This window comes from Pseudomonas sp. SWRI154, from assembly GCF_014268645.1.
Lineage (GTDB): Bacteria > Pseudomonadota > Gammaproteobacteria > Pseudomonadales > Pseudomonadaceae > Aquipseudomonas > Aquipseudomonas marvdashtae.
Map to the genome: position 1 here is coordinate 41,475 of NZ_JABWQW010000017.1, position 26,025 is coordinate 67,499.

The following is a 26,025-nucleotide window of genomic DNA, read 5'->3' on the forward strand; positions in this document are numbered from 1 at the left end:
TTTGCTCACTGAGCAAAAAAATCTTGCTCAGCCCAGCAACCCCAACGCCTTCGCTCGCGCCACGGCCTGGGTACGGCGTTCCACGCCCAGTTTACTGTTGATATGGCTGGCGTGGGTTTTCACGGTGTGCAGCGAAATGAACAATTGCTCGCTGATTTCCTGATTCGAACACCCTTGGGCAATCAGTTGCAGCACTGCCCGCTCCCGGCTGCTGAGGGCTTCGACGTGCGCGCAGGACTCGGTCGGTTGCAGCGCCGCCGTGGGCAAGCGCTCGAGCAAGTGCTCGCGCAGGCCGCTGGGCGGCGCCTGGAGCAGTTGCTCGCGCAACCATTCGTGATGCTTTTGCAGCAGCCAATCGAAAGGCTGCAGCGCGCCGCCAACAGCGGCATCGAACGCCTGGGCCAAGGCCAAACGGGCTTGCGGCTCGCGCCCCGCGCTCAACAACAAGGCGACTTTCTGGTTGAGCACCATCACGCTGAGCATCTGCCGACCGGTCTGCTGCGCGTGCTCGAGCAATGCATTGAGCCGCCCTTCGGCCTGCATCGGTTGGCCACGGATTGACTCGAGCAACGCCTGTTGCAGTTCGACATGCAGCGGCAGCTGTGGATGGAATTCCGGCGGGGCGGCGGCGCCTTCGCCCGTGTAGGTCTGCCCCAGCCGTACCAGCCAGGCTTCGGCCAGTTCGGTGCGCCCCTGGGCCAGCCAGAGCTCGCATTTGACCAGCGTAATCATCGCCAGGTAATAAACCGGCGGAACGTCCCAGATATGCATCAAGCGCTCGGCTTCGGCCAGTTCGGCAAAGGCCCGGGCGAACTCTCCGCCCTGGCCTTCGACGCGGGCGATCACACAGTGGCCGATCAACACGCTGATATCGCGGCAGGCCCGGGCTTCGGTCAGCCCCGCCTGCAACCGCGCCAACCCGGCCTGGTTCTGCATGCGCAGCGTCAGCAAAAATCCCTCATACAAGACCAACCGCGCCCGCACCGCGTACAGCCGTTGGGGTGACAGTGGGTGCAAGCGTTGCAGTCCCTGCTTGACCTCTTCGAGTGCCCGCAGGATCTCCCCTCGCGCCTGCAAGACCCGGGCGCGATCGTAATGGGCCAGGGCCTCGAAAAGTGGGTTGCCAACCCGCTGCGCCAACTCCAGGGACTCGCGGTTCAACGCCCGGGCGCGCCAAAGGTCCCCGTCGGCAATCGCCAGGTTCGACAGGGTGGACAAGCACATCAGGCGCTGGCCGTAGCGTTTTTGCGGCAGGCTTTCCAGCGCCTCGGTGCAATAGCGCAGCGTGGCCTCACGATCACCACGACCGCGGGCAACAATGCCGCTCAGCGCCAGCCATTGGGCGAGCATGGATTTATGCGCGGTGGCTGACGGCGCCGGCAGGAAGCGGCTCAAATGGGCGGCCAATTCTTCGGCGGCATCCAGTTGACAGGCCAGCCCCAGCGCCCAGCTGTACAGCACGATCAGCCGTGGGGTGCTGATGAGCAGGCTATCGGGCAAGTCCATTTTCCAGCGCAGTAACATGCCGACGTTCTGCTCGGCCAGCAGTTGTTCCTCCGAGAGGTTTTGTACCAGGTTCGCCGCCACGTCCAGATGCCCGGCGCGCAGGGCCTGCTCCACGGCTTCGTCGATCAGGCCCTGGGCGTTGAACCAGCGGCAGGCACGCAAATGCAGGGTCCCGGCCGGCACCATGGCCGGCGCGCTCGGGCGACTGCGCAGCAGGTCGGAAAACAGATGATGGAAGCGATACCAATGCCCATGTTCGTCCAGCGGCACCAGGAATACTTGGTGGGCGGCGAGGAATTTGAGGATTTCGTGGCTGTCATGGGCGTCGCGCACCGCATCGCACAGTTCGCTGCAAAAGCGATCCTGAGGGGCGATGTCGTAGAGAAACGCCTGCACCTCGGCGGGCAGGCAGTCGATGACTTCTTCCAGCAGATAATCGCGGATCAGCCCTTCACCGCCGTGCAACGCTTGGGGCATTCGCCCTTCGCTGCCGGCTTCGGAAGCGGCCAGCAACCAGAAGCGCAGCCCGGCGACCCAGCCTTCGCTGCGCTGGATCAGGCTTTCCAACGCTTCGCCACGCAACGCGCTGCTGTGATGCTGGAGCAAGGTCAGCGCTTCATCGTGGGTCAGGCGCAGGTCCTGCTCGTTGAGTTCGAGTAATTGCCGCGACAGCCGCAGGCGCGCCAGGTGCCAGTCCGGTCGTTGACGGCTGGTGACCAGCACCAGCAACCCCTCGGGCAGGTGATTGAGGAAAAATTGCAGGCAGCGATCCAGCACCGGGCTCTGCGCCAAGTGGTAATCGTCGAGCACCAGCAGCAAGGGCGCGCTTGCTGATAAATGCGCGGACAGCTCATCCAGCAAGCCGTCGAGCCATTCCTCGAACGCGAAGGGTTGGTGGCGCTGGCGCATTTTCAGCAAGCCCAAAGCGCGGCCACCCAACTGGGGGTAAAACGCCTGGAGCCCTTCGAGCAGCCGCTCCAGGAAACGCCCCGGATCGTTGTCCCTGGCACTGAGCCCCAACCAGAGGCTTCGCCAATGGGCCGGCAACCCCTGGCAGAACTCCACCGCCAGCGAACTTTTACCGAACCCCGCCGGCGCGCTCACCAGCAGCAACCGTCCCCCCAGCCCTGCGCTCAGACGCTCGCACAACCGCGGCCGCACGACATGCCCGTCGGGCAGAGGTGGGCGGTAGAAACGCCCTTCCTGTACCGCGATGGCTGCACGGGAAGAATCCGGGGGTGAAGACAAATCAGTCATGGCCGGCTCTTGTTTGAAATGCGGATGGCGGCGTTGCAGATGTCCGCAGACTAGCCGTAAACGGAGAGGTATTGAAGCGAGTGCTACAAATGGCTACAAAAAGGCTACAAGTGGTCAATCTCTGTTGTGGTTTCCAAAAAAAAAACGCCCCGAACCAGTCGGGGCGTTTTCTTGAGGATGCGGCCTCGGGGAAAGCGGTTTAGCGAACGCCTTCCTGACGCAGTGCCGCCGGGGTGAAGTCGCTGGTGGACGCGGTGAAGCCGAAGTCGTAGGCCGATTTCTCTTCGTTCTTCATGCCCAGGGCCAGGTAGCGTCCGGACTGCAAGTCGTAGAGGGTTTCCAGGGCGTACCACGGCACTTGCTTGTCGTAGTAGTTCTCGGCATGGGCCTCGGCGACGCGCCACAGTTGGCCACGACCGTCGTAGTGATCGATGACCGCGGCCTGCCAGGTGTCTTCGTCGATGTAGAAGTCACGCTTGGCGTAGATGTGACGCTGGCCTTCCTTCAGGGTCGCGGTCACGTGCCAGACGCGACGCAGTTCATAGCGCGCCAGGTCCTGGTTGATGTGGCCGGCCTTGAGGATGTCGGCGTACTTGAGCTGCGGCGAATCGATCTTGTGGCTGTTGGCGGCAATGTAGAGTTCTTTCTTGCCTTCGAGCTTCCAGTCGTAACGGTCCGGCGCGCCGTTGTACATGTCCAGGTTGTCGGATGTGCGCAGGCCGTCGGCGGCGGTACCCGGGCCGTCGTAGGCGACTTGCGGTGCCTGGCGCACGCGGCGTTGACCGGCGTTGTAGATCCACGCCTTGCGCGGCTCCTTCACCTGGTCGAGGGTTTCGTGCACCAGCAGCACGGTTCCCGCCAGACGCGCCGGTGCGGTCACTTGTTGCTTGAAGTAGAACAGCACGTTGCCCGGGTTGGCCGGATCGAAGCCCTTGATCTTGTCGCGGAAGACGAACTGGTCCTGGAAGTACACCAGGTTGTATGAACCGTTGGGCTGCGGCGTGGCCTGGGTCACCAGGCGGGTCACGCTGCCGCCGCGATAGCGGGTGATGTGGTTCCAGATCACTTCCAGCCCACTCTGGGGAATCGGGAACGGCACGGCCGTCTCGAAGTTCTCCAGGCCGTTGCCAGCGCCCACCAGCTTGGTGTTCACGGCATTTTTCTTGATGGAGGCCAAGACTTCATCCGGCACGGTGGCGCCGCGATGGGTCGGGTAGACCGGCATCTTGAAGGTTTCCGGGTAGCGCTTGAACATCGCGTACTGGCCTGGGGCGAGCTTGGCCTTGTACTGGTCGACGTTCTGCGACGTGATGGTGAACACAGGTTTCTCACTGGCGTACGGGTCGGCGAGGAAGCCCTTGCCGTCCACGCTGCCGGCGTTCTTGGCCATGGGTTTCCAGGCGGAAATCGACCCATCGGCATTGCCAGCCATCTCGGCGCCCATCGGCGTCAGGCTCTTGCCCAGCTTGTCGGCCTCGGCGGCAGGCACGGCGGCCATGACGCTGGTCGCCAGCAGGGACAGTCCCAGCGCACCGACTTGCAACAGATTTTTTGTTATTTTCATAGTGTTCGTCCTGAAATACGGTGCTTAGAAGTTCACGCCGACGCTGAGCGCCACGAAATCCCGGTCGTCCACGGTGGTGTACTTGCCGTCGAAGAAATTGGTGTACGCCAGGCTGGCGGTATAGGTGTTCTGGTACTCGGCATCAACACCCAGGCTCACAGCCTTGCGACCTTCCTCGAAGTTGGCGCCAGGACCTGGCGAGTAACCCTTCACGTCATGGGACCAAGCCACGTTCGGCCGCAGGTTTACACCGGCGAACACGTCGTTGTAGTCCCAGATCGCGCGACCGCGATAACCCCAAGAGTTTGCCGTGGTGAAGCCGTCATTTTCGCAATAGCGACTAGCGTTGTTCTGCGCTCCGCCCGCCAGGGTCGAACCGTTCAATATCTCGCATTGGCCATTCGGCAATGGCCCAGGTCCATAGCTCGGATCACGCCCATAACGCGCCTTGGAAGTGCTTTCCAGACCACCGACGTGAGTGAAGCCGACCTCGCCCACCAATGTCAGGCGCTCGGCGCCCATGACCTGATCGAAGAAGTGGGTAAAGGTGGTTTGCAGTTGTGTCACTTCCTTGCGGCGATAGCCTGGCTGGTCCGTGTCTGCCTGTCCTGGCAGTACGGAAACATCAGGATTCAAAGGCGTTAATCCGGAAAACAGGATATCGGTGGTATTGAGCTGGACCGGTGCATTCGGGCGGTAGCTGATTTCGCCGCTCCATGCGGTACCTGTGGGCAATGTGGTCGAGAAACTCAGGCCATACAGGCGGATATCTTCAGGATACTCGACGTAGTAGTTTGAATTACCCGCGACCACCATCGGTACCATGGCTTGAGCCATGGCAACCGCTTGAGCAAACGGAATGCCAGCGGCCATCAGCGACCCTACCAACCCTGGTCCGCTGGTATAAGCGCTGGCTGGTGCACCATGACCGCTGAAAATTGGCGCACGGCTGTGGTAGTTCATGAAATAAGCGCCAAACTCAGTATCCAGCGGCTCATACATGTACTTGAAGGACACGCCAAACTGGCCGCTGTCCCGAGCATCACGGTCGGGGCCACGACGAACCAAAGTGCCTTCGCCATTTACGTCCACACCGAACGCACCCAACGTAGGCATGGCAGCCGCAGGAATCGCCGAAGCGCTCCTCAGCACTCGCAAGTTACTGTCACAACCATCGGAAATAACATCCGGCTGCGAGAAGAAAGTCCCACAGTTATCCGTAACGGTCTGGTCCCACTCAATCTGGTAGAAAGCTTCGGCCGACAAGTTGTCGGTCAGGCTCTGGGACACGTAGAACATGTTGACCGGGATCAAGCCTTCCTTGACCTCGGCGCCTGGGCGACGGAACGCGGACACGTCGACCGGGTTGATGGCGTTGATGCCGTTCTGGATAAAGGTACTTTCACCCCAGCTGACCACCTGCTTGCCCAGGCGAACCGAGCCCGGCTGATCAGCAATGGCGTAGTTGTGATAAATGAACGCATCGAGGATCTGTCCGCCGGAAGACTTGGCGCCTTCCTTGCGGTTGCTGTCGCTGATGTCTTTGAACGGACGGCTTTCGTCCTTGAGTTCAAAGTCATACCAGTACTTGCCGCGCACAAACACACCGGTGTCACCGTACTTCAGTTCCAGATCGTGGATGCCCTTGAAGATCTTCGAAAACGTTTCCCCACGCTTGAAGTTCAGGTGGCCGTCATCGGAGGTCTGGGACAGGCCGTGACCACCGTTGTTGACGCCGATGAGGTTCTTGTTGGCCTTTTCCGTGGACCAGCTCGCGCCGACCGACAGGGACGAATCGAACTGGCCTTCGATTTCACCGATGTTGAAGCTGACGCCGAATGCCGGGCCGGCGAGCGAGGAGGCAAGACTGACGGCCAGAGGCAATTTTGCCCGGCGCCAGAAAGTGTTTGCTGAGGTCATCGACGCAACTCCATGTGTTTTATTGTTATGGCAGTGGGCGTTTCCGGAAACCCTTCGCCGTGCTGGCACGCGCGTCCCATTCCGAAAATCCTTGAGCGGACTATAGCCAGCAGGTAGTACGGCTTGATCCCTCTAAAGTGTGATTTGCAGCCTTCGACCACTCTGGAACAGTCCTTCGCCAGGCCGACGGTTGTCGGCACGGGAAGGATGGCTGATTTATCGGTTTTGACAAGACAAGCGCTTGCTTGGTGGGGCTGCCGTGCCCTTTTCGGGCACGGCGCGAACGCTTAAAGCGTCGAGAGGAAGGTGCTGTTGTTGCTCTGCCATTCGGTGATGTCGACGCGGATGCGCTTCTTGTCGAGCTTGCCGACGCTGGTCTTGGGAATTTCCGTAACAAGGGCGATCTGGCTCGGAATCGCCCACTTGCTCAGGTGCCCCAGTTCGACAAACGGCTTGAGGTGTTCCTTGAGCTCGCGAGCCCCGATCTGATGCCCTTCGCGGATGACCAGCAAGGCAAACGGCCGCTCGCCCCACTGCGGATCGGGGATGCCGACCACTGCTACTTCGCGTACCGCCGCATGCCGGCTGATGAGGTCTTCCAGGTCCAGGGACGAGATCCACTCGCCGCCGGTCTTGATCACGTCCTTGATGCGGTCGCGAATATCGATGAAGCCCATGCCGTCGAGCGTGGCAACGTCGCCGGTGTGCAGCCAGCCGCCCTTCCAGAGCTCGGCGCCTTTTTGCGGTTCGTTGAAATAGCCTTCGGTGAGCCACGGCGCACGCAGCACCAATTCGCCCTGGGTCTCGCCGTCCGCCGGCAGGAAACGCCCTTCACCGTCGACGATCGCCGCTTCCACCAACGGCCCCGGCACGCCGGCCTTGATCCGGTAAGTGATGCGCTCGTCTTCGCTGCCGGCCATCAGCTCGTCATTGAGGTGGGCGCACGACACCAGCGGCCCGGTTTCCGACATGCCGTAGGCGGCGGTGAGCTGGATGCCCTTGGCCTTCGCCGCCTCGTACAGGCTGCGGTTGAGCGCGCTGCCGCCGATGACGATTTTCCAGCCGCCAAAATCGGTGTCCTGGGCGCCCTTGGCGTTGAGGACCATTTGCAGGATGGTCGGCACGCAATGGGAGAAGGTGACCTTTTCCTTGCGCCACAGCTCGATCAGGAACTCCGGGTCGTAGCGGCCCGGATAGACCTGCTTGAGCCCGAGCATGGTCGCAACATACGGCAAGCCCCAGGCGTGGACGTGGAACATCGGCGTGATCGGCATGTAGACATCGTTGGTGCCCAGCAGCCGCACGCTGTCGATGGACCCCATGATGGTCGACACGCCCATGGTGTGCAGCACCAGTTGCCGATGGGTGAAGTACACGCCCTTGGGGTTGCCCGTGGTGCCGGTGGTATAGAACGTGGTGGCGACGGAGTTCTCGTCGAAGTCCTGGAAATCGTGGACCGGGCTGGCGCTGGCCAGCAGTTGCTCGTATTCGCCCACGAGGTTCGGCAGGTCGGCGGTTTTTTCCGGCAGGTCGGTCAACAGCAGCGTCTTCTGCACCGTGGTCAGGTGCCCGGCGATCGCCTGGTACAAGCCGACGAACTCGCTGTTGACCAGCACGAAGCGGTCCTCGGCGTGGTTCATCGTGTAGAGGATCTGCTCCGGCGACAGGCGCACGTTGATGGTGTGGATCACCGCGCCGATCATCGGGATCGCGAACATGCATTCCAGGTAACGATGGCTGTCCCAGTCCATCACCGCCACCGTGTCACCGGCCTTCACCCCCGCCTCGGTCAGCACATTGGCCAGGCGCGCGACACGCTCGATCAGCGTCGGGTAGCTGTAGCGCATCTGGTCGCGATAGATGATCTCGCGGGTTTTCTCATAGCGCGCCCCGGACATCAGCAGCCGCTTGATCAGCAACGGGTATTGATAAGCGCCCTCGGCTGGCGGAATAACGCGAGTCTGCAACATAGGAGTCCCTTTTCTGACTGCACGGTCTTGGCTGGTAGGTAAGCACTCTAGAGTGGTTATATGACGATCAAATCAGCCAAAGGAATGATTTGATTCGCCCGTGGATACTAGCCTTGAGCCATCCCAGGGACGCTGTCCTACGCGATCAATGCGCCTCGGTAAACGCCAGCTTCACGCCTATGGCAATCAGCACCGCGCCCATGGTCCGGTCGAACCAATGGCCCATGCGGGCGAAACCGGCGCGCACCCGCGCCTGGCTAAACAGCATCGCCACCATGCAGAACCAGGCCGCCGTGGCGACGGCCAGGTAAACGCCGTAGCCGGCCTGGACCGCCAGCGGCGTATGGGGATTGATCACCACGGTGAACAGGGACAGGAAGAACAACGTCGCCTTGGGGTTCAGGCCGTTGGTGATGAAGCCAGCCGTGAACGCGCCGCGGGCGGTACGTTCGCCCACTTCCTTGTGCAGGTTTTCCTCGGTGGCCTTCGCCGGTTGCGCTCGCAAGGCCTTGAAGCCGATGTACAACAGGTACGCTGCGGCGGCCCATTTCAGTGCATTGAACAGTACGATCGATTGGGACACGATCAGGCCGATGCCCAGCAGCGAATAGCCCACGTGCAGGAAAATCGCCGTACCCACGCCCAGCGCCGTCCACGTCCCGGCACGGCGACCGTGGGTCACGCTTTCCCGTACCACCACGGCAAAGTCCGGACCGGGACTGGCGACGGCCAAGAGGTGGATCAGGGCGACGGTGAGAAATTCGGCGAGGTACATGATGGGGCTCCTTGCGACAGTCTTGTGTTAAATGCAATCCCAGGGGTATACGGCGCCACGGCCGCAACGCATCTGATAGGCTCGCCACATTACGCCTTCGGTCTTTTAGAAAACAGGTACAGCTGATGACGAACACCGCCCGCGCCGTTTTTCTCGACCATCCTTCCCTGGACCTCGGCGACCTCGACTTGAGCCCGTTGCGCCAATGTTTCAGTGAGCTGCAACTGTTCGCCCGGACCACCCAGGATCAAGTGACAGAGCGGCTCAAGGGCGCCACGGTGGCAATCACTAACAAAGTGGTGATCGATGCCGCCGCCATGGCCGCCAGCCCGGAACTCAAACTGATCCTGATCAGCGCCACCGGCACCAACAACGTCGACCTGGCCGCCGCCCGCCAGCATGGCATCACCGTGTGCAACTGCCAGGGCTATGGCACGCCATCGGTGGCACAGCACACGATCATGCTGTTGCTGAACCTGGCGACGCGGTTGGCCGACTACCAAAAAGCCGTTGGCGAAGGCCGTTGGCAACAGGCTCCGCAGTTCTGCCTGTTGGATTTCCCAATTGTCGAACTTGCGGGCAAGACCCTCGGTTTGCTGGGTCATGGCGAACTGGGCGGTGCCGTCGCGCGGTTGGCCGAAGCCTTTGGCATGCGCGTGCTGCTGGGGCAGATTCCAGGTCGCCCTGCCCGCCCCGACCGCGTGCCGCTGGACGAGCTCCTGCCGCAAGTTGACGCCCTGACCCTGCACTGCCCGCTCACCGAGCACACCCGCCATTTCATCGGCGCGCGCGAACTGGCATTGCTCAAGCCCGGCGCGTTCCTGGTCAACACCGCACGCGGCGGACTGGTGGACGAACAGGCCCTCGCCGACGCCTTGCGCAGCGGTCACTTGGGCGGCGCCGCCACCGACGTGTTGAGTGTCGAGCCGCCGACCCAGGGCAATCCGCTGCTGGCCGGCGACATCCCCAGGTTGATCGTCACGCCCCACAATGCCTGGGGCAGCCGCGAGGCACGCCAGCGAATTGTCGGCCAACTGACGGAAAACGCCCAAGGGTTCTTCAGCGGTACAGCGCGACGGGTCGTCAGTTGATAGACTGCCGCACTTTTTTTCAAGGAGCAGACCATGGATCCGCGCAGTGAAGTACTGCTTCGTCAGGCCGAGTTATTCCAGGGTTCGGTCTTGCTGGCCGGCCTGCCTGCCGATGATCTGCTCGGCCGCTTGCCCGAGGCTCATGGCTGGTGCTGGCACGCCGGCGACCAGGCGGCGCTGGACGCGCGTTTTCCGGAACGCAGCCAGTTTGGCGTGAACGTCCCGGAGCGCGAATTCGACACCGCCGTGGTGTTCCTGCCCAAGGCCAAGGACCTCACCGACTACGTTCTCAATGCCGTGGCGTCACGCTTGGCTGGTCGCGAAGTGTATCTGGTGGGCGAAAAGCGCAGCGGCATCGAAGGCGCCTCCAAGCAGCTCAACCCGTTTGGCAAGCCTCGCAAGCTCGACAGCGCGCGCCACTGCCAACTCTGGCAGGTCACGGTCGCCAATGCGCCCGAAGCCAAGCCCCTGGAAAGCCTCGCCCAGACTTACCAATTGCCGCTCGCCGAGGGCCCGCTGACGGTGATCAGCCTTCCGGGCGTGTTCAGTCACGGTCGCTTGGATCGCGGCAGTGCGCTGCTGCTGGAACATCTGGACAAACTGCCCAGCGGCCATTTGCTGGATTTCGGCTGCGGCGCCGGGGTGCTGGGAGCAGCAGTCAAGCGTCGCTACCCGCACAACACGGTGACGCTGCTTGACGTCGACGCTTTCGCGGCCGCCAGCAGTCGCCTGACCCTGGCCGCCAACGGCTTGGAAGCCGACGTTTTAACCGGCGATGGCATCGATGCCGCGCCGATGGGCTTGAGCGCGATCCTGAGCAATCCGCCGTTCCATGTCGGCGTCCACACCGATTACCACGCTACAGAAAACTTGCTGCGAAAAGCAGCGAAACATCTGAAAAACGGCGGCGAACTGCGCTTGGTGGCGAACAGTTTCCTCAAATATCAACCATTGATCGAGGAGCATCTGGGGATCTGTGCGATCAAGGCCGAAGGCCAGGGTTTTCGCATTTACCGAGCCAAACGCGGCTGAAGCGTTTTAGAAAAACAGCGCTTGCCCAAACGGATTTGCCTAGGCAGAATCCGCACCGTCCTAGGGGAGTAGTCTCCCGCGAGCGCCATGCTCGCCCGGCATACGTCAACATACTTGGTCAGCAGACCATGGCGTATGCGGCCCAAGCGCCCCCATAGAGGGTCGCTGGGTTTGACAAGACCTATGACACGCACACCTTACCCGGGGCGGGAAGGCTGTACGTGTCATAGCCGTGTCGACCCGCCCCTCTTAGGAATCCCCCTGATGCTGGACTCTTTCCTCGTACCGACCGCTATCGTTGCGCTGGCCGAAATCGGCGACAAGACGCAACTGCTCGCGCTGATCCTCGCCGCTCGCTTTCGTAAACCCTGGCCGATCATCGCCGGCATCGTCGCCGCGACCCTGGCCAACCATGCGGCGGCTGGCGCGGTGGGCGCCTGGGTCGGCGGGTTTTTCTCGGATGCGGTATTGCACTGGATACTGGCGGCCAGCTTCGCAGCCACGGCGCTGTGGACCCTGGTGCCAGACAAGCTGGACGACGACGAAGCCAATACCGCCCGCAAGTTCGGACCTTTCCTGACCACGCTGATCGCCTTCTTCCTGGCGGAAATCGGCGACAAGACCCAGATCGCCACGGTCATGCTCGCTGCGCAATACCCTGAACTGTGGCTGGTGATCATTGGCACCACCGTGGGCATGTTGATTGCCAACGTGCCGGTGGTACTGGCCGGCAACTTCGCAGCCGAGAAACTGCCGTTGACCCTCATCCGCCGCCTGGCCGCCTCGGCGTTCTTCATCCTGGCGATCGTGGCGGTGTATAGGGCGTTGTAGCAGCGGCAAGCTTCAAGCTGCGAGCTGCGAGCTGCAAGCAAAAGCGGTTCTACTTCGCTTGTAGCTCGAAGCTCGAAGCTCGAAGCTCGAAGCTTATTTCCTGGCCTGCTGATAAAGCGGCATAACCTTCGGAATCGCCGCCTGCAACGAGGCGATCCGGCTGCTCGACGCCGGGTGGGTGCTCATGAACTCTGGTGGCGCCCCCTCCGAAGCCTTGGCCATTTTATTCCACAAGGTGATTGCAGCGTTCGGGTCGTAGCCGGCCCGGGCAGCGAGTTCGAGGCCGATCAGGTCGGCTTCGTTCTCGTTGCCACGACTGTTGGGCAAGGTCATGCCGTAGTTGGCCACGGTATCGGCCAGCGCCAGGCTGTCCTGGCCCAGGCCGAATATTGCACCGGCGCCCTGCTTGGCCATTTCGATGCCATAGGCCTTGGACATCGCTTCACGGCCGTGCTCGCGCAAGGCGTGGGCGATTTCATGGCCGATGATCGCGGCGATTTCATCGTCGTTGAGCTTCAGCTTTTCAATCAAGCCGGTGTAGAAAATGATTTTCCCGCCAGGACCGCAACTGGCGTTGAGCTCATCGCTCTTGATCAGGTTCACTTCCCAGTTCCATTGCGCCGAATCCGGACGGAACACCGGTGCCTGGGCGATCAACCGGCTGGAGATGGCCTGGACGCGCTTGGCATCGCTGCTGGTCTTGTCCAACACGCCCTGGGCTTTCGCTTCGCCCATGCTTTTCTGATAGGACTGCGCATACATCTGGTTGACCTCAGCGGTCGACAGCATGCTGAACATGTACTGCTTGCGCTCCACACCCACGGCTCCGCCGCTGGTGGTGTTGACCGACTGGCAACCGGCGAGCAGCAGACCCGCGCTCAAGGCACTCACGATCAAAGTCTTGTTCATACAAAAGAAGCTCCATGGAATCGTGGGCGTATCCTAGGCGTTGATTTGTATCGGCGCCAGATACACAGAGGCGGATTAGAGATTTTTCAGTCAGATCCCAACCGGGCCATTTGCGACACCGACGAAGCCAAAACAGTCATCCGACGAACAGCGCCTCATGTCGGGCCCGGAAAACGCCGATAAAAATTCCAGACGTCATTTCCGCGTCCGGAGCCTTTATGAAATTCAAATCGATCCAGTCTTCCGTCGCCGCCCTGGCCGGAGCCATTGTGCTCAGCGTGGTCGGCGCCCTGGTGCTGTACGCACTATTCGCCGGCGCTCGTACTCAGGAGATGGTGCAACAGCGGACCACGGCGCAGTTTGAGCAACTCATCGAGCAACGCCTCAGCGCCCTCGCCCATACCCAGGCCAGCTTGATCCAACGGGAGCTTGAAGCGCCACTGTTGCTCGCCCGGGGCCTGGCAACTACCAACGCCTCGATGGGCATGAGCGGCACGGATGGCAGCCCGCAGTTGAAGATCCCTCGTGAACAAATGATCAGCCTGCTGCGGGAAACCGTGGTGCGCAATCCGAAAATCCTCGGTGCCTACATCGCCTGGGAGCCGAACGCCATCGACCACGACGACGCCAACTATGTGAACAGCCAAGTGCTGGGCATGGAAACCAACGGGCGCTTCCTGCCGTGGTGGTTTCGTAATCAGGACGGCACCCTGGGCCTGGAAAAGCTCGCCGACGTGACCGACCAGAAACTGCTGTCCACGGGTATTCGCGCCAGTGAGTACTACCTGTGCTCCCAGGACAGCAAGAAAGCCTGCGTGATCGACCCGGCGCCCTACCGCGTCGGCAATACGATGACCATGCTCGCCTCGTTCATCGAACCGATCCTGGTCGATGGCAAGTTCCAGGGCATCGTCGGTGCCGACCTGTCGGTGAACTTCATCCAGGACATGCTCGTCGCCGCCGACGCCAAGCTGTACGCCGGCGCCGGGGAAATGGCCTTGCTCTCGAGCAACAACCGATTAGTGGCCTTCACCAAAGACCCGAGCAAGCTCGGCGAGAAAGCCAGCGACCTGCTGGACGCCAGCGAGTTGGACAACCTGACCAAGCTCGGCATTGGCGAAGTGCGTTACGACATCGATGAAGAGCACGGCCACATCGAGGTGTACATGCCCTTCAGCATCGGCCAGGCCGAAGCGCGCTGGACGCTGATGATGCAACTGCCGCTGAACGCGGTCATGGCCGACCTGCAAGCCTTGCAGAAGGACCTGGACGATCAGCGCGAGACCGATATTTTCGGCATGGCGATGGTCGGGCTGGCGATTGCCGCACTCGGCCTGCTGGTGATTTGGCTGGTGGGCCATGGCATCGCCCGGCCGCTCAAGCAAATGGTGGCAATGCTCGATGACATCGCCCAGGGCGAAGGCGACCTGACCCGTCGCCTGACCAGCGACCGCGCCGATGAACTGGGCGCCATCGCCAAGGGCTTCAACACGTTCCTGAGCAAGTTGCAGGGGATGATCACCCAAGTGGTGACGTCGGTGCAGAGCGTCAGCGACTCATCGGAGCACACGGCCGACATCGCGATCCGCACCAACCAAGGCGTGCACAAGCAAATGTCGGAGATCGACCAGGTCGCCACCGCCGTGCAAGAAATGACCGCCACTGCGCAGGATGTAGCGCGCAACGCGACCCAGGCCGCCCAAGCCGCCAGTCACGCCGACCAGGCTGCCAGCCAGGGCATGCAGATCGTGCGGGATACCTCGACGTCCATCGGCGCGCTGGCCGTGGAAATCGGCAAGGCGGTGGGCGTGGTGCAGACCCTGGCCAAGGACAGCGAGAACATCAACGCAATCCTCACCGCCATTCGTGGGATCGCCGAGCAGACCAACCTGTTGGCGCTCAACGCGGCCATCGAAGCCGCCCGGGCCGGCGAACAGGGCCGTGGTTTCGCGGTGGTCGCCGATGAAGTGCGCAACCTGGCGCAAAAGACGCAGCAGGCCACTGAAGAGATTCAGTCGATGATCCAGCAATTGCAGCAAGGCACACGGGACGTGGTGCGCGTGATGGAGGACAGCCAGCACCGTACCGACGAAAGCGTGCAGCACGCGGCGAAAGCAGCCCAGGCCTTGGAGACGATCACCCAGGCCGTGTCGGTGATCAACGACATGAACACCCAGATCGCCAGCGCCGCCGAGGAGCAAAGCGCCGTGGCCGATGACATCAACCGTAACGTGATCAACATCGGGCAGGTGGCGAACGAGGTCGCTGGCGGCGCCGACGAATCCAGCGCGGCCAGCGCCGGGCTGACCAAGCTGGCGGAGCAGCAGCGGCGGTTGATCAATCAGTTCAAGGTCTGATGCGCAGTCGCAGGATTCAAGCCGGGGTCAGGCACTCCGGCCCATTGAGTTTCGGGTCGTTGACGATGTTCGCCAGTACCCGTTCGCGCAGTTGCCCCGGCTCGCTCGCCAGCAATCCTTGCAAGACATGCAGCGGGGTCTCGGGGTCGAGCCATTGGCCCTGGCCCTCTTCATCGAGAATCAGTGGCCGGCGTTGACCGGCCGCCGATTGAGTGATGACAGCGGTGCTCAGCCACACTTGCTCCTGCACCGGATAGGCTTCCCAGATCGCCGCGAAAAACAGCGCCGAACCCTCGCCAGGGGTCAGCCAATACGGGCGCTTGCGGGTGCCGCCGCGCCATTCATAAAACCCGTTGGCCGGCAGCAGGCAACGCCGCAAACGCAAGGCTTCGCGGAACATGGGCTGCTCGGCGACGGTTTCGGCCCGGGCGTGAGCCGGCGTGCGGGACAGATCGGTCAGCCACGGCGGCGTCAGCCCCCAACGCGCCCGGGACAGTTCGCGCTGGCCGTCGGCGCCGGCGCGCAGCATCAGCACCGAATCATTAGGCGAGATGTTCCATTGCGCCTTCTGGTCGGCGGGGAAGCCGGGCAAGGCCGCAAAGGCGGGGTTCCAACGAAACAGGGCATAACGTCCACACATGGGGCAACACGGCTCTCGGATCAAACGGCGGCCAGCCTAACAGACCAGCGTACCGGGGTAACTGTCGGGTTCATCGCCAGGCACCGGCAGCGCGGCATTGTAGGCGGTGATCAATTCCCGGGCGTATTGCGCCTGCTCGTCCTCAACCGCCAGCCCGAGCAAGCCGTACATCGGCAACTCACCCGCACCACCCACCAGGTCGCGGCCGACCAGGTGCGCCGTGATGCCTTCGCTGGCGAGCATGCCCTGGAGCAATTCGCCTTCCATCAGGTTTTCCAGCTCGTAGATTCGCTGCATGGCCGCCCCATCACTCGTTTTCGCTGAAGACCTCGAGGTGCCATTCCTCGTCGTGGACCTGTAGCACGAAGGTGATCGGTCGGCAGCAGACCTGGCAGTCCTCGATGTAGGTCTGGTCGCCACCGGAAAGATCCAGTGAAGTCTCCACTTCTTCTCCACAATACGGACATTCATATTCAGCAGCTTCCAGCATCGCGGTCTCCCAAGTGACTTGTGCGTATAATCGCCGGTCTGTTTGCAGGGCTATTTTTGTCTGGCTTACTTTCAGACCGTGCCCTGTCGGGTTTTCGATCGAACCTTTACTTACCCTAGCCGTTTCCAACAAGAGAGCATGATGGGCGAATTCGATGCCATCCGACCTTACGACGACAGCGAAGTACCAGCGGTGCTGGCGCGGCTGCTCAGCGACAAGGCGTTTCTAGATATCCTCACCCACTTCCGCTTCCCGCGCCTGGCGGGCGCTTTTGGCTGGATGCTCAAACCTCTTATAGCGCAGAAATTGCGTCGAGAGTTCGCCGGTGTGACATCGGTCGCCACCTTGCAGGACAAAGTGGAGTTCTACGTCGATCACACCATCGAACGCGCCACCGATGGCGTGACGTACACCGGGGTGGAGCAATTCAAGTCCGGCAACGCCTACCTGTTCATCGCCAACCACCGCGACATCGTGATGGACCCGGCTTTCGTCAATTACGCCGTGTACCACGCCGGCCTGCCGACCCCGCGCATTGCCATCGGCGACAACCTGTTGCAGAAGCCGTTTGTCAGCGACCTGATGCGCCTGAACAAGAGCTTCATCGTGCACCGCTCCATCACCGGGCGCCGGGAAAAAATGGCGGCGTACCAGTTGCTGTCGGCGTACATCAACCACTCGATTCGCAACGATTGCGCGTCGATCTGGATCGCCCAGGCCGAGGGCCGCGCCAAGGATGGGGATGATCGCACCGAATCGGCGATCCTCAAGATGTTCCACATGAGCCGCAAGGACGAGCCGTTCGGCGAAGTCATCCGCTCGCTGAACCTCACTCCGGTGTCGATCAGCTACGAGTATGACCCGTGCGACCAGGCCAAGGCCCGCGAACTGTACATCCGCGCCACGACCGGCACGTACACCAAGGCGCCGGGCGAGGACGACGTCAGCATCGCCAAGGGCATCACCGGCTACAAGGGCCGGGTCCACGTGAATTTCGCCCCACCGATCAGCGAGTTGTTCGAGGACACCAAGCAGTTGGCCCTGGAGATGGACCGGCAGATTCTCGGCGGCTATCGCCTGTTCCCGGTGCACTACCTGGCCTACGCCCAATGGACCGATGCCGACCCGCAGTTGCAGGTGCCGACGGCGGCCGAGGTATTCGGCGCCGAGGAACTGGCCAAGGCTGAAGAAGAATGGCAGCGCCGATTGGACGCTTGCCCGGAGGAACACCGACCGTTCCTGGTGCTGCAATACGCGACGCCGGTGCGCAATCAGTATCGGGTCAAGGCGGGGTTGGCGCTTTAAATCCGCGCAAGGACGACACCGAACCTTGTGGCGAGGGAGCTTGCTCCCGCTCGATTGCGCAGCAATCGCAAAACGGTTTGTGCTCCGAGGGGGCCGCTACGCAGCCCAGCGGGAGCAAGCTCCCTCGCCACAAAAGCAGTGGTCATCGATTGTGCTCAGAGCTGAGTGCTGATCCACGACATCAGCAGTGCCAACCCCAGGCAGGCAAAACCGAACCGGTAGAAAAACCGGTTCATGCGCTGGGTGGCCAGGTCCAGCAGCGCTTCGAATCGTTCGTTGCTTTCGCTGCTACGCGCTTCGAGACAGGCCCGCGCCCGCTGTTCGCGGCGACGCGTCGCGTGCAGCACCCAGCCACCTGGGCAGGCAAACAGCAGCGCGAGCAGGTTGATCAGTTTGGCGGGGTGGGCAGCGAACAACGAGAACAGTTGCAACGACATCACAAACCTCAAGGGAAAACGGACGCCTGGCGCCCGGGGACCTACGAACAGGGCGCGGATTCTACCGAAAGCCCGCCGCCCTGCGCCGCTTTTTCCGACCAATAACGATCCCAATGCCCGCAATGCGGTTCACTTAAGAAAAATGATGGACCGTGGCGAGGGAGCTTGCTCCCGCTCGGCTGCGAAGCAGTCGTAAGCCGGCGGGTGCGGTGTGTCTGATGCTCCGCATTTGGCAGGTTTTGGGGCCGCTTCGCGGCCCAGCGGGAGCAAGCTCCCTCGCCACAAGACCAAGTGCAAACCTTCTAATTCTTCACGTCACGGTTTCGTCATATGGATAGGCCACCCTGTCGCCCTCCAAACCCACACGGAATCCGTCATGCTGCACGCCGAAAACCAGGACCGCCTCTATCTCATCAGCCCGAGCGATGAACAACAGAACCTTGTCGGCAGTTTGTCCTTCAACGTGCAAGACCGTCATTGGCTGGTGTATTGCGCCCTCGGCGGTCATCAACATGCTGACCTTCCCGAAACCGATCTGTTGACCGGGATCAGCGTGCTGGAACTCTATTCCCAGGCCGCATGAAAATCGCGCCGACAAAAAAGCCCGCTTATGCGGGCTTTTTCGTTCGGGACGCAGCCTTACTCAGCCAGCACTTGACCAATGGTCGGGTCCTTGAACAGACGGGTCAGGGCGTCGCTCAATACATCGCTGACCAACTTGGTGTTGGTGTCCTGGTTGGGCGCCATGCCGAAGCGTTGATCCAGCGAAGCACCGTAGCGACCGCTATAGCGGCGGCTGGCGTTCTGCACGTCGGAGCGGAAGGTCGCGCCAATCGTCGCTTCGGTGACGTACATGCCTTCCTTGGGCGACTGGTATTTCAGCTCGGCCAGGGTCACGGTCAGTTGCGGCGCGTTCATTGCGTTCGCAGTGGGCGTGAAGCCCAGCAAGCGCACGGCTGCCTCGGCCTGGGCCTGCAACTTCGGCAGGATCTGCGCGCCCTGCACCGTGATTACGCTGGTCTCAGGGTACAGGCCACCGCGCGTGCCAAGGGTTGGCGACGGACGACCGTCCACCACTCGCACCACCACCGGTTGGCCCCGACCCACCGGCGCCAGTTGGGCGTTGAGCTTGGGTTCCGGGTTAAGTTGTTGCGGGCTGTGGGCACAGCCGACAAGGGTCAGACTGGTCACGGCGATCAAACCGAACAACAGGCGTTGCAACATGCTTTTCTCTCCAGAATCGGGCACAGACAGGCCGGCAGTATAGCGGTGCGCCATCGCGGCGAACTAGCGTCGCAGCATGAATACTGCAAAGTCTGACATGGGCCATGCCGGACGGTTCCTGTCACCCCGTTGTCATGGTCCTTACACCGCTGTGTCATGGCCGGCTGTCAGGCTGTCCCCAAGCTCCTTCGACACGGTATCCGACCATGCGCTATCTGATCTCGCTGTTCACCCCACGCCCACATCACCGCTGCTTTGCTCTGCTGGACCGCACCGGTCGTTGCCAGGCATTCAAGCAATGCAGCTTGCAGCCCATGGGCGATGGCTGGGTGGAAATCGAAGAGATCCGTCTCAACTGGCTGCATCAGCCATTGCCCGCCAGCGCCTTGGTACAAGCCCCTCGCGCTCGTTCGCGCAGCCGGCAACTGTTGGCCGTCTGACCGCGAGGCTAATAAAAGTCATAAAACACGACCATTTCCACGCGTTTCTTCGCTACAATCTCCCCCCGATTATAAGGACGTCTCCTGATCGGGCCCCGCAACGCCGCTGATGCGCTTGTATTGGCACCCCGCACCGCCCACAGAGAGCCGCCCACACAGATCGAGTGAAGCTGGCGCGCTTGCTGTTCCCTGGCAAATCACCACTTTTCACGAATCTGCAGAGCTGTCATTACGCTCGGTCACTGAGCTGTCTGCCCGTTTTGCCTGTCATGTACTTCATGGGGGCAACCAAACCGGGCACGGTGCCAGGCTGGGACAGCCCTTTTTTGAGGTTCACGTCTTCAAAAGAGCGTGAAAAAACGGGTTTTCACAACTTCACAAGAGTGTGGCGAGCAAATGAAGAGTTTTGCGTCTGAACAAGCACCATTGGCGTCTGGAACAGCCCAACGACACAGGACCGGATATCGCTCAAGAACCGGCGCCTGAAGCCTGTCCGCTACGGATTTGGTTGCACGAACGGATGTCTCGGCCATAAGTCGAATTGCCTGCCCGGCGCTTAAATGAGTTCATGGGACTCTTGAGGCCAGGCTGCATGCATCCGCAGTGTTGCGAAGAATTGCGAAGATTCGGACATGGCGATCCTGGCCATGGATACCTGGGGCGCAACTGACCTGCCCCGCTTCCTGGCCGCTATGCCGACAATTTGGTGCTGCAGATTTTGGAGACGCGTTAAATGGCGCATAACGAAGCAGTCGATGTAGTTCTGGTAGGGGCCGGCATCATGAGTGCCACCCTGGCCGTGCTGCTCAAGGAGCTCGACCCCGCGATTTCGCTGGAAGTCGTCGAGCTGATGGACTCGGGTGCCGCGGAGAGTTCCAATCCCTGGAACAATGCCGGTACCGGCCACGCCGGGCTGTGTGAGCTCAATTACACGCCCCAGGCCGCCGATGGCAGTGTCGACATCAAGAAAGCCGTGCACATCAACACCCAGTTCGAAGTGTCGAAGCAGTTCTGGACGTACTTGACCAGGAAAGGCACGTTTGGCTCCTCGAAATCCTTCATTGCCCCGGTGCCGCACCTGAGCTTCGTGCAGGGCGAGAAAGGCGTGGAGTTCCTGAAGAAGCGCTTCGAACTGATGCGCCAGCATCACGCTTTCGCCGACATGGAATACACCGAAGACCGTGACCAGATGGCCGAATGGATGCCACTGATGATGCCCGGCCGCCCGGCTGACGAAGTCATCGCCGCCACCCGTGTCATGAACGGTACCGACGTCAACTTCGGCGCCCTGACCAATCAGTTGCTCCAGCACCTGGGCAGCGCACCGGACACCCAGATCAAGTACTGCAAGCGCGTTACCGGCCTCAAGCGCAACGGCAGCGGTTGGACCGTCAGCATCAAGGACGTCAACAGCGGCAACACCCGTGAAGTGGATGCCAAATTCGTGTTCCTCGGTGCCGGCGGCGCGGCATTGCCGCTGCTGCAAGCTTCAGGTATTGAGGAAAGCAAGGGCTTCGGCGGCTTCCCGGTCAGCGGCCAGTGGCTGCGTTGCGACAATCCGGAAGTGGTCAAGCACCACCAGGCCAAGGTCTACAGCCAGGCCGCGGTAGGCTCGCCGCCGATGTCGGTGCCGCACCTGGACACCCGCGTGGTCGATGGCAAGAAATCCCTGCTGTTCGGGCCCTACGCCGGTTTCACCACCAAGTTCCTCAAGCACGGCTCGATCATGGACCTGCCGCTGTCGGTACGCGCCGGCAACATCGGCCCGATGCTGGCCGTGGCCCGGGACAACATGGACCTGACCAAGTACTTGATCAGCGAAGTGATGCAGTCGATGGAACAACGCCTGGAATCCCTGCGTCGCTTCTACCCCGAGGCGAAAGCCGAAGACTGGCGCCTGGAAGTGGCCGGCCAACGGGTGCAGATCATCAAGAAAGACCCGAAGAAAGGTGGCGTCCTGCAATTCGGCACCGAACTGGTGGCGGCCAAGGACGGCACCCTCGCCGCCCTGCTCGGCGCCTCGCCGGGTGCTTCGGTGACCGTTTCGATCATGCTTGACCTGATCGAGCGCTGCTTCCCGGAAAAAGCCAAGGGAGAGTGGGCCGCCAAGCTCGCGGAGATCTTCCCGGCCCGGGAAAAAGTGCTGGAAACCGATGCGGCGCTGTATCGCAAGGTCAGCGCGCAAAACAACGTTGCGCTGGAACTGGTTGAAGACAGCAGGACTCAAAGTTACGCCTGACCCCAGCTGTTAATATAAAAAAGCCTCCCATACACATGGGAGGCTTTTTTATGGCTCGAGGATATTAGTTCATGCTGAACTTGATGCGTGTTCCACCGTGACGAACATAATCGTCATCATCTTCAACATAAAGCAGCTCAGCGACACAGGAATCCGTCGGTTCCGCTTTGGCCCAGCGACGATAAGGCATTGTTTCTTCAGCACCGCTCGATTCCCTTGCGACATGCCCAAAGCTGAAATGACAGGTGCGGCTGCCTTGCGTATAGCTAAAGGCCTCCCGCTCGGCGCGCGATTGAGGCAGGTAATACGTCAGCTCCTGGCTCTCACCCGGACTTATCGAAAAGCTGTGGCCTGCATTGAGCGGATTCTGAGTCCATGAAAAATCGCTGCCGGGAACAATGGCAGCGGCTGTTGCGTTGTAGATTTCGACGTTGACGATTTCGTCCCGCGCCCAGGAAGTTGAACTTGCAAAACACGCTACCCAGGACAGCAACGCCCCAGCGATACACTTTTTTTGATCTTCCATGATAATAAGATTTCCATTTAAATAACGACGTCAAAGCCAACTGGCTTAACGCAAAGTAATGGAAAAACGAATAAAACAAAACAGCCCGAATGGTGACATAACCTTTCAGGGTTATATGAAAGAAGCCAGGTGCAACCTGCCGTCGGAACATTCAACGCTCCGAAGAGCGTTGACTTGGTTTCAACGCACTTAACCACGCGCCTTCTTGATCAACTCAATATATTCCTCGGCATTACGCTGGTCCTGAATCAGCGCAACGAAATCGTTGCCGTGCTCATCCTTGCCGTCGAGATCATGGCCGGCCTCGACGAAAAACGTCAGGAAGCGCTCGAAATCGTTGACCCGCAGCCCACGATAGGCCTTGATCAGCTTGTGCAACGACGGCGAAGTGGCATCGACCGGTTCGAAATTGAGGAACTGCTTGATCTGCTCATCGCCAATTTCGTCGCCAATCACTTGTTTCTTGTCTTTACGCATTGCCGGCTCCAACTCGCACAATTCACGGGGCGGGAAGTTTACCCCCCGCAGGCCCCGGGGCTCAACGCGGGCGTTCGGCACCGGTGTGCAGGTCCGCCCAGATATGGCCGTTGGCATAGCTGAGAAACTGTACGTACACCGTGTCGTTGCGCAAAAGATCGATCACCACCCGGTACTGGGCCTGTGGATAAGACAGCGTCAGGGTCTTGCTCGCCTCGTCGTAGGCCGGCTTCTTCAGGCTTTTGCTTTCACCGTCGAAATTGAGGATCACCTGGCTGATGGTGGCCCCCTTGTTCAAAGGCTTGCCCTTGAGGCGCACCATCAACGGCGATGTGACCGGAATCGGCTGCTGGTTGGACGGCCGCTGGTTGCCCAGCACCACCGAGTACTCGGTGACTTGTAGCAACTGCTGTTGTTCAGGCTGTTCCTGGCGCGCCACCAGATCATCGGGAGGCAGGAACTGGCTGTGCATCGGCGCGGCAATGGCCATGGACGGCAGGCTGGATATCAACAGCAAAGTGGCGCAGCGGCGGATCGATACACGCATGGCAAGCTCCAGAGTCTTGGGCGGGCACTCTAGCATGCGCACGGACGGTAAAAATAAGCGACCCGGATCAATACATCCGGGCAGCGGGCGCGGCATACTCGATGTGCCATCAGTCCCGGCGCCGAACAGATGCCGTTGTGGCGAGGGAGCTTGCTCCCGCTGGGTTGCGCAGCAGCCCCAAAAAGCCTGACGCGATTCCCCAGACGGAACGCGTCAACCGGTTTTACGACGGCTGCGCCACCGAGCGGGAGCAAGCTCCCTCGCCACGGGGCCAGTGCCAGCCCCCCTTGCGAGGAGTATTCATGTCTTTCTCCGCCCCTCCGTTATTCTCCGCCTGGCGCCAAGCCTGGCGTGCCGGCTACACGCTGGAACGCCTGCGCGGCGATCTGGTGGCCGGGCTGACCGTCGGTATTATCGCCATTCCCTTGGCCATGGCCCTGGCGATAGCGGTTGGCGTACCGCCGCAACATGGCCTGTACACGGTGCTGGTGGCAGCGCCGCTGATCGCCCTCACCGGCGGCTCGCGCTTCAACGTGAGCGGGCCAACGGCGGCATTCGTCGTCATCCTGCTGCCTATCACTCAACAATACGGGCTGGGCGGCCTGCTGTTGTGCACCATGCTTGCCGGCCTGATCCTGATCGCCCTGGGCCTGATGCGCACGGGGCGATTGATCCAGTACATTCCTTATCCAGTGATCCTCGGTTTCACCGCAGGCATCGGCGTGGTCATCGCGACCCTGCAACTGAAGGATTTGCTGGGCCTGAGCACCGCAGGCCACGCCAGACACTACATCGAGCAATTGGGCGAATTGATCGTGGCGCTGCCCAGTGCCCGCCTTGGCGATGGGGTCATCGGCGCCGTGTGCCTGGCGGTGCTGATTGCCTGGCCGCGTTGGGTGCCACGGGTTCCTGGGCATCTGGTGGCGTTGCTGGTGGGCACACTGTTGGGTCTGGCGATGGAACGCGCGGGATGGCCGATCGCGACGTTGGGCGAACGCTTCAGTTATATCGTCGATGGCGTCACCTACCCCGGCATTCCGCCATTCTTACCGAGCTTCGACTGGCCCTGGAATCTGCCGGATGGCCAAGGCCGGCCGTTGATCCTGTCCTATGACCTGCTCCGCCAGTTGCTGGCGCCAGCCTTCGCCATCGCCATGCTCGGCGCCATCGAATCGCTGCTGTGCGCGGTGGTGGCGGACGGCATGACCGGGAGCAAACACGATCCCAACGCCGAGCTGATAGGCCAGGGCCTGGGCAATCTCGTCGCCCCGCTGTTCGGCGGCATTACCGCCACCGCCGCCATTGCCCGCAGCGCCACCAACGTGCGCAGTGGCGCGTCGTCACCGCTGGCCGCGATCATTCACAGCCTGGTGGTGCTGGTGGCGATTGTGCTGCTGGCGCCGCTGTTCAGTTATTTGCCCATGGCTGCCTTGGCGGCGCTGCTGGTGATGGTCGCGTGGAACATGAGCGAGGCCGGGCACGTGCTGCATACGCTGCGTATCGCTCCGCGCAGCGACGTGCTGGTTCTGCTGACCTGCCTGAGCCTGACTGTGCTGTTCGACATGGTGCTGGCCGTCGCTGTCGGACTGTTGTTGGCCGCCGGGCTGTTCATCAAGCGCATGAGCGAACTGACCGACAGCGCCGAGTTGCCACGCCATGCCCACCATGCCCTGCTGAACCTGCCCGAACACGTTCGTTGCTACGCCATCCGTGGGCCGCTGTTTTTTGGCGCGGCGGAAAAAGCCTTGGACGTATTGCGCCGGTTCGATCCCGGCGTTCGGGTGGTGATCGTGGACATGAGCGCCGTGCCGATGCTGGACATGACTGCCCTGGTCGCGCTGGAAAATATCCTGCGCGATTATCGCAAGCAGGGGATCGGCCTGATCCTGGTGGGAACAGCCCCACGGGTGCGCCTGAAGCTGCGCCGCGCGGGGGTTCATCGCGAACAGCGTCAATTGGTGTATGTACAGAACCTGGAACAGGCGCGGGTCAAGAGCGAGAAATGGCTCGCCGCCTAGTCGAACTGGGCGCGCATCCAGGCTTGGTACTGCGCCACGCCCGCTTCGCCTTCGCGCGGCGCCCAGTGGGCCAGTTCGCCGTCGCGGACGGGCCGGTAAGGGCCGGCCTTGCATTCAAACATCAGGCTGTCCGCTTCGAGCACCACCAGGCCGTGGTACACGCCTGCCGGCAGGTCGACACCGAGGCAATCGCCGCCGGCCTGGAGGATTCGCTTGTCGACCACCGTCCCGGCTTCGTCAAAAATCAACACACCGAGCCGGCCCCTGAGCACCAGCAGGCTTTCCGCCTTGTCGGCGCTCAAATGGCGATGCGGCGGGATGTAGGTAGACGGTTGCAAGCCAACCGCCATGCGATGGCACGGTTCATCCATCTCATGGAAATTATGGTGCTGTCGCCCGCGAGGACTGGCCGCGGCTTTCTCGGCCAGTTCATCGAACAAGGCTTGATCCAGAAAGGCCGGCCGAGTCAT

Annotated in this window: 24 protein-coding genes, 1 pseudogene and 1 riboswitch; of the genes and pseudogenes, 10 read left to right on the plus strand and 15 right to left on the minus strand. The window is 61.3% G+C overall.

What is annotated here, in order from left to right:
- Positions 1–27: 27 nt before the first annotated feature.
- The 5 genes from HU806_RS16330 to HU806_RS16350 all read right to left on the minus strand — a co-directional run bounded on the left by HU806_RS16330 (position 28) and on the right by HU806_RS16350 (position 8,992).
- Positions 28–2,763 (minus strand): winged helix-turn-helix domain-containing protein, encoded by a 2,736-nt coding sequence (locus HU806_RS16330; RefSeq protein WP_186612357.1) that lies wholly within the window; start codon positions 2,761–2,763, stop codon positions 28–30.
- 199 nt (positions 2,764–2,962) lie between these two features.
- Entirely contained in the window at positions 2,963–4,327 is a 1,365-nt protein-coding gene (locus tag HU806_RS16335) for a DUF1329 domain-containing protein (protein WP_186612358.1), read from the minus strand.
- Positions 4,328–4,351: 24 nt separating this feature from the next.
- The gene (locus HU806_RS16340; RefSeq protein WP_186612359.1) at positions 4,352–6,247 is read right to left on the minus strand and encodes a DUF1302 domain-containing protein; all 1,896 of its coding nucleotides are present in this window, start codon (positions 6,245–6,247) and stop codon (positions 4,352–4,354) included.
- A gap of 287 nt (positions 6,248–6,534) precedes the next feature.
- Positions 6,535–8,217, minus strand: coding sequence for a fatty acid--CoA ligase (locus HU806_RS16345; RefSeq protein ID WP_186612360.1), 1,683 nt, complete (start codon positions 8,215–8,217; stop codon positions 6,535–6,537).
- Between the two features lie 145 nt (positions 8,218–8,362).
- Positions 8,363–8,992 carry a LysE family translocator gene (locus HU806_RS16350; RefSeq protein ID WP_186612361.1) on the minus strand — a complete coding sequence of 210 codons (630 nt, stop codon included), beginning with the start codon at positions 8,990–8,992 and terminating at the stop codon, positions 8,363–8,365.
- 125 nt (positions 8,993–9,117) lie between these two features.
- Between HU806_RS16350 and HU806_RS16355 the strand changes: the two genes are divergently transcribed.
- The 3 genes from HU806_RS16355 (at position 9,118) to HU806_RS16365 (ending at position 11,946) form a co-directional block, all read left to right on the plus strand.
- Complete coding sequence (locus HU806_RS16355) at positions 9,118–10,083, plus strand: 2-hydroxyacid dehydrogenase (RefSeq protein ID WP_186612362.1); 966 nt, start codon at positions 9,118–9,120, stop codon at positions 10,081–10,083.
- A 33-nt stretch (positions 10,084–10,116) separates the two neighbouring features.
- Positions 10,117–11,115 carry a methyltransferase gene (locus tag HU806_RS16360; RefSeq protein WP_186612363.1) on the plus strand — a complete coding sequence of 333 codons (999 nt, stop codon included), beginning with the start codon at positions 10,117–10,119 and terminating at the stop codon, positions 11,113–11,115.
- A gap of 51 nt (positions 11,116–11,166) precedes the next feature.
- Positions 11,167–11,288: riboswitch (yybP-ykoY riboswitch) on the plus strand.
- A 91-nt stretch (positions 11,289–11,379) separates the two neighbouring features.
- Entirely contained in the window at positions 11,380–11,946 is a 567-nt protein-coding gene (locus HU806_RS16365; protein ID WP_186612364.1) for a TMEM165/GDT1 family protein, read from the plus strand.
- A 93-nt stretch (positions 11,947–12,039) separates the two neighbouring features.
- Here the strand turns inward: HU806_RS16365 and HU806_RS16370 are convergent, their stop codons facing one another.
- Positions 12,040–12,855, minus strand: a complete 816-nt coding sequence (locus HU806_RS16370; protein ID WP_186612365.1) for a M48 family metallopeptidase — start codon at positions 12,853–12,855, stop codon at positions 12,040–12,042.
- 1,304 nt (positions 12,856–14,159) lie between these two features.
- Between HU806_RS16370 and HU806_RS26870 the strand changes: the two are divergent.
- Positions 14,160–14,354: pseudogene (locus tag HU806_RS26870) on the plus strand (HAMP domain-containing protein); the annotation flags it as partial.
- Between the two features lie 114 nt (positions 14,355–14,468).
- Positions 14,469–15,212, plus strand: a complete 744-nt coding sequence (locus HU806_RS26875; protein ID WP_527251156.1) for a methyl-accepting chemotaxis protein — start codon at positions 14,469–14,471, stop codon at positions 15,210–15,212.
- A gap of 16 nt (positions 15,213–15,228) precedes the next feature.
- On the opposite strand, the gene HU806_RS16380 is transcribed toward HU806_RS26875, so the two are convergent.
- The 3 genes from HU806_RS16380 to HU806_RS16390 are packed head-to-tail and all read right to left on the minus strand — an operon-like array spanning position 15,229 to position 16,342.
- A complete protein-coding gene (locus tag HU806_RS16380) occupies positions 15,229–15,852 on the minus strand; it encodes an SOS response-associated peptidase (RefSeq protein WP_186612367.1) in 624 nt (207 codons plus the stop codon).
- A gap of 36 nt (positions 15,853–15,888) precedes the next feature.
- A complete protein-coding gene (locus HU806_RS16385) occupies positions 15,889–16,149 on the minus strand; it encodes a putative signal transducing protein (RefSeq protein WP_186612368.1) in 261 nt (86 codons plus the stop codon).
- 10 nt (positions 16,150–16,159) lie between these two features.
- Positions 16,160–16,342, minus strand: coding sequence for a CPXCG motif-containing cysteine-rich protein (locus HU806_RS16390; RefSeq protein WP_186612369.1), 183 nt, complete (start codon positions 16,340–16,342; stop codon positions 16,160–16,162).
- A 138-nt stretch (positions 16,343–16,480) separates the two neighbouring features.
- Here HU806_RS16390 and HU806_RS16395 point away from each other — a divergent pair, with 138 nt between their 5' ends.
- Positions 16,481–17,647 carry a 1-acyl-sn-glycerol-3-phosphate acyltransferase gene (locus HU806_RS16395; RefSeq protein ID WP_186612370.1) on the plus strand — a complete coding sequence of 389 codons (1,167 nt, stop codon included), beginning with the start codon at positions 16,481–16,483 and terminating at the stop codon, positions 17,645–17,647.
- 155 nt (positions 17,648–17,802) lie between these two features.
- Here the strand turns inward: HU806_RS16395 and HU806_RS16400 are convergent, their stop codons facing one another.
- Positions 17,803–18,084 carry a hypothetical protein gene (locus HU806_RS16400; RefSeq protein WP_186612371.1) on the minus strand — a complete coding sequence of 94 codons (282 nt, stop codon included), beginning with the start codon at positions 18,082–18,084 and terminating at the stop codon, positions 17,803–17,805.
- 376 nt (positions 18,085–18,460) lie between these two features.
- Here HU806_RS16400 and HU806_RS16405 point away from each other — a divergent pair, with 376 nt between their 5' ends.
- The gene (locus HU806_RS16405) at positions 18,461–18,667 is read left to right on the plus strand and encodes a hypothetical protein (protein ID WP_047229420.1); all 207 of its coding nucleotides are present in this window, start codon (positions 18,461–18,463) and stop codon (positions 18,665–18,667) included.
- A gap of 56 nt (positions 18,668–18,723) precedes the next feature.
- Here HU806_RS16405 and HU806_RS16410 read toward each other — a convergent pair whose 3' ends face one another.
- Positions 18,724–19,308 carry a YajG family lipoprotein gene (locus HU806_RS16410; RefSeq protein ID WP_186612372.1) on the minus strand — a complete coding sequence of 195 codons (585 nt, stop codon included), beginning with the start codon at positions 19,306–19,308 and terminating at the stop codon, positions 18,724–18,726.
- A 206-nt stretch (positions 19,309–19,514) separates the two neighbouring features.
- Between HU806_RS16410 and HU806_RS16415 the strand changes: the two genes are divergently transcribed.
- Entirely contained in the window at positions 19,515–19,748 is a 234-nt protein-coding gene (locus HU806_RS16415; protein ID WP_186612373.1) for a hypothetical protein, read from the plus strand.
- A gap of 733 nt (positions 19,749–20,481) precedes the next feature.
- Positions 20,482–21,987, plus strand: coding sequence for a malate dehydrogenase (quinone) (gene mqo, locus HU806_RS16420; protein ID WP_186612374.1), 1,506 nt, complete (start codon positions 20,482–20,484; stop codon positions 21,985–21,987).
- Positions 21,988–22,051: 64 nt separating this feature from the next.
- Here the strand turns inward: mqo and HU806_RS16425 are convergent, their stop codons facing one another.
- The 3 genes from HU806_RS16425 to HU806_RS16435 all read right to left on the minus strand — a co-directional run bounded on the left by HU806_RS16425 (position 22,052) and on the right by HU806_RS16435 (position 23,537).
- On the minus strand, positions 22,052–22,513 hold the full coding sequence (locus HU806_RS16425; RefSeq protein WP_186612375.1) for a hypothetical protein: 462 nt from the start codon (positions 22,511–22,513) through the stop codon (positions 22,052–22,054).
- Positions 22,514–22,702: 189 nt separating this feature from the next.
- A complete protein-coding gene (locus tag HU806_RS16430; protein ID WP_186612385.1) occupies positions 22,703–22,990 on the minus strand; it encodes a PA4642 family protein in 288 nt (95 codons plus the stop codon).
- A gap of 61 nt (positions 22,991–23,051) precedes the next feature.
- Entirely contained in the window at positions 23,052–23,537 is a 486-nt protein-coding gene (locus HU806_RS16435) for a hypothetical protein (RefSeq protein ID WP_186612387.1), read from the minus strand.
- Between the two features lie 302 nt (positions 23,538–23,839).
- Between HU806_RS16435 and dauA the strand changes: the two genes are divergently transcribed.
- Positions 23,840–25,555, plus strand: coding sequence for a C4-dicarboxylic acid transporter DauA (gene dauA, locus HU806_RS16440; RefSeq protein ID WP_186612395.1), 1,716 nt, complete (start codon positions 23,840–23,842; stop codon positions 25,553–25,555).
- Here the strand turns inward: dauA and HU806_RS16445 are convergent.
- On the minus strand, positions 25,552–26,025 hold the full coding sequence (locus HU806_RS16445) for a WbuC family cupin fold metalloprotein (protein ID WP_186612397.1): 474 nt from the start codon (positions 26,023–26,025) through the stop codon (positions 25,552–25,554). The two genes, dauA and HU806_RS16445, sit on opposite strands and share 4 nt — an antisense overlap.

What these genes read in the sequence shown, in the direction of transcription:
- HU806_RS16355 (WP_186612362.1), top strand. Translation starts at nt 9,118, where the DNA reads ATGACGAACACCGCCCGCGCCGTTTTTCTCGACCATCCTTCCCTGGAC.
- HU806_RS16335 (WP_186612358.1), bottom strand. Translation starts at nt 4,327, where the DNA reads ATGAAAATAACAAAAAATCTGTTGCAAGTCGGTGCGCTGGGACTGTCC.
- HU806_RS16395 (WP_186612370.1), top strand. Translation starts at nt 16,481, where the DNA reads ATGATGGGCGAATTCGATGCCATCCGACCTTACGACGACAGCGAAGTA.
- HU806_RS16400 (WP_186612371.1), bottom strand. Translation starts at nt 18,084, where the DNA reads ATGTCGTTGCAACTGTTCTCGTTGTTCGCTGCCCACCCCGCCAAACTG.
- HU806_RS16330 (WP_186612357.1), bottom strand. Translation starts at nt 2,763, where the DNA reads ATGACTGATTTGTCTTCACCCCCGGATTCTTCCCGTGCAGCCATCGCG.
- HU806_RS16390 (WP_186612369.1), bottom strand. Translation starts at nt 16,342, where the DNA reads ATGCTGGAAGCTGCTGAATATGAATGTCCGTATTGTGGAGAAGAAGTG.
- HU806_RS16435 (WP_186612387.1), bottom strand. Translation starts at nt 23,537, where the DNA reads ATGCGTGTATCGATCCGCCGCTGCGCCACTTTGCTGTTGATATCCAGC.
- HU806_RS16425 (WP_186612375.1), bottom strand. Translation starts at nt 22,513, where the DNA reads ATGGAAGATCAAAAAAAGTGTATCGCTGGGGCGTTGCTGTCCTGGGTA.
- HU806_RS16445 (WP_186612397.1), bottom strand. Translation starts at nt 26,025, where the DNA reads ATGACTCGGCCGGCCTTTCTGGATCAAGCCTTGTTCGATGAACTGGCC.
- HU806_RS16410 (WP_186612372.1), bottom strand. Translation starts at nt 19,308, where the DNA reads ATGTTGCAACGCCTGTTGTTCGGTTTGATCGCCGTGACCAGTCTGACC.
- dauA (WP_186612395.1), top strand. Translation starts at nt 23,840, where the DNA reads ATGTCTTTCTCCGCCCCTCCGTTATTCTCCGCCTGGCGCCAAGCCTGG.
- HU806_RS16385 (WP_186612368.1), bottom strand. Translation starts at nt 16,149, where the DNA reads ATGCAGCGAATCTACGAGCTGGAAAACCTGATGGAAGGCGAATTGCTC.
- HU806_RS16370 (WP_186612365.1), bottom strand. Translation starts at nt 12,855, where the DNA reads ATGAACAAGACTTTGATCGTGAGTGCCTTGAGCGCGGGTCTGCTGCTC.
- HU806_RS16340 (WP_186612359.1), bottom strand. Translation starts at nt 6,247, where the DNA reads ATGACCTCAGCAAACACTTTCTGGCGCCGGGCAAAATTGCCTCTGGCC.
- HU806_RS16380 (WP_186612367.1), bottom strand. Translation starts at nt 15,852, where the DNA reads ATGTGTGGACGTTATGCCCTGTTTCGTTGGAACCCCGCCTTTGCGGCC.
- HU806_RS16430 (WP_186612385.1), bottom strand. Translation starts at nt 22,990, where the DNA reads ATGCGTAAAGACAAGAAACAAGTGATTGGCGACGAAATTGGCGATGAG.
- HU806_RS26875 (WP_527251156.1), top strand. Translation starts at nt 14,469, where the DNA reads ATGTCGGAGATCGACCAGGTCGCCACCGCCGTGCAAGAAATGACCGCC.
- HU806_RS16365 (WP_186612364.1), top strand. Translation starts at nt 11,380, where the DNA reads ATGCTGGACTCTTTCCTCGTACCGACCGCTATCGTTGCGCTGGCCGAA.
- mqo (WP_186612374.1), top strand. Translation starts at nt 20,482, where the DNA reads ATGGCGCATAACGAAGCAGTCGATGTAGTTCTGGTAGGGGCCGGCATC.
- HU806_RS16345 (WP_186612360.1), bottom strand. Translation starts at nt 8,217, where the DNA reads ATGTTGCAGACTCGCGTTATTCCGCCAGCCGAGGGCGCTTATCAATAC.
- HU806_RS16350 (WP_186612361.1), bottom strand. Translation starts at nt 8,992, where the DNA reads ATGTACCTCGCCGAATTTCTCACCGTCGCCCTGATCCACCTCTTGGCC.
- HU806_RS16405 (WP_047229420.1), top strand. Translation starts at nt 18,461, where the DNA reads ATGCTGCACGCCGAAAACCAGGACCGCCTCTATCTCATCAGCCCGAGC.
- HU806_RS16415 (WP_186612373.1), top strand. Translation starts at nt 19,515, where the DNA reads ATGCGCTATCTGATCTCGCTGTTCACCCCACGCCCACATCACCGCTGC.
- HU806_RS16360 (WP_186612363.1), top strand. Translation starts at nt 10,117, where the DNA reads ATGGATCCGCGCAGTGAAGTACTGCTTCGTCAGGCCGAGTTATTCCAG.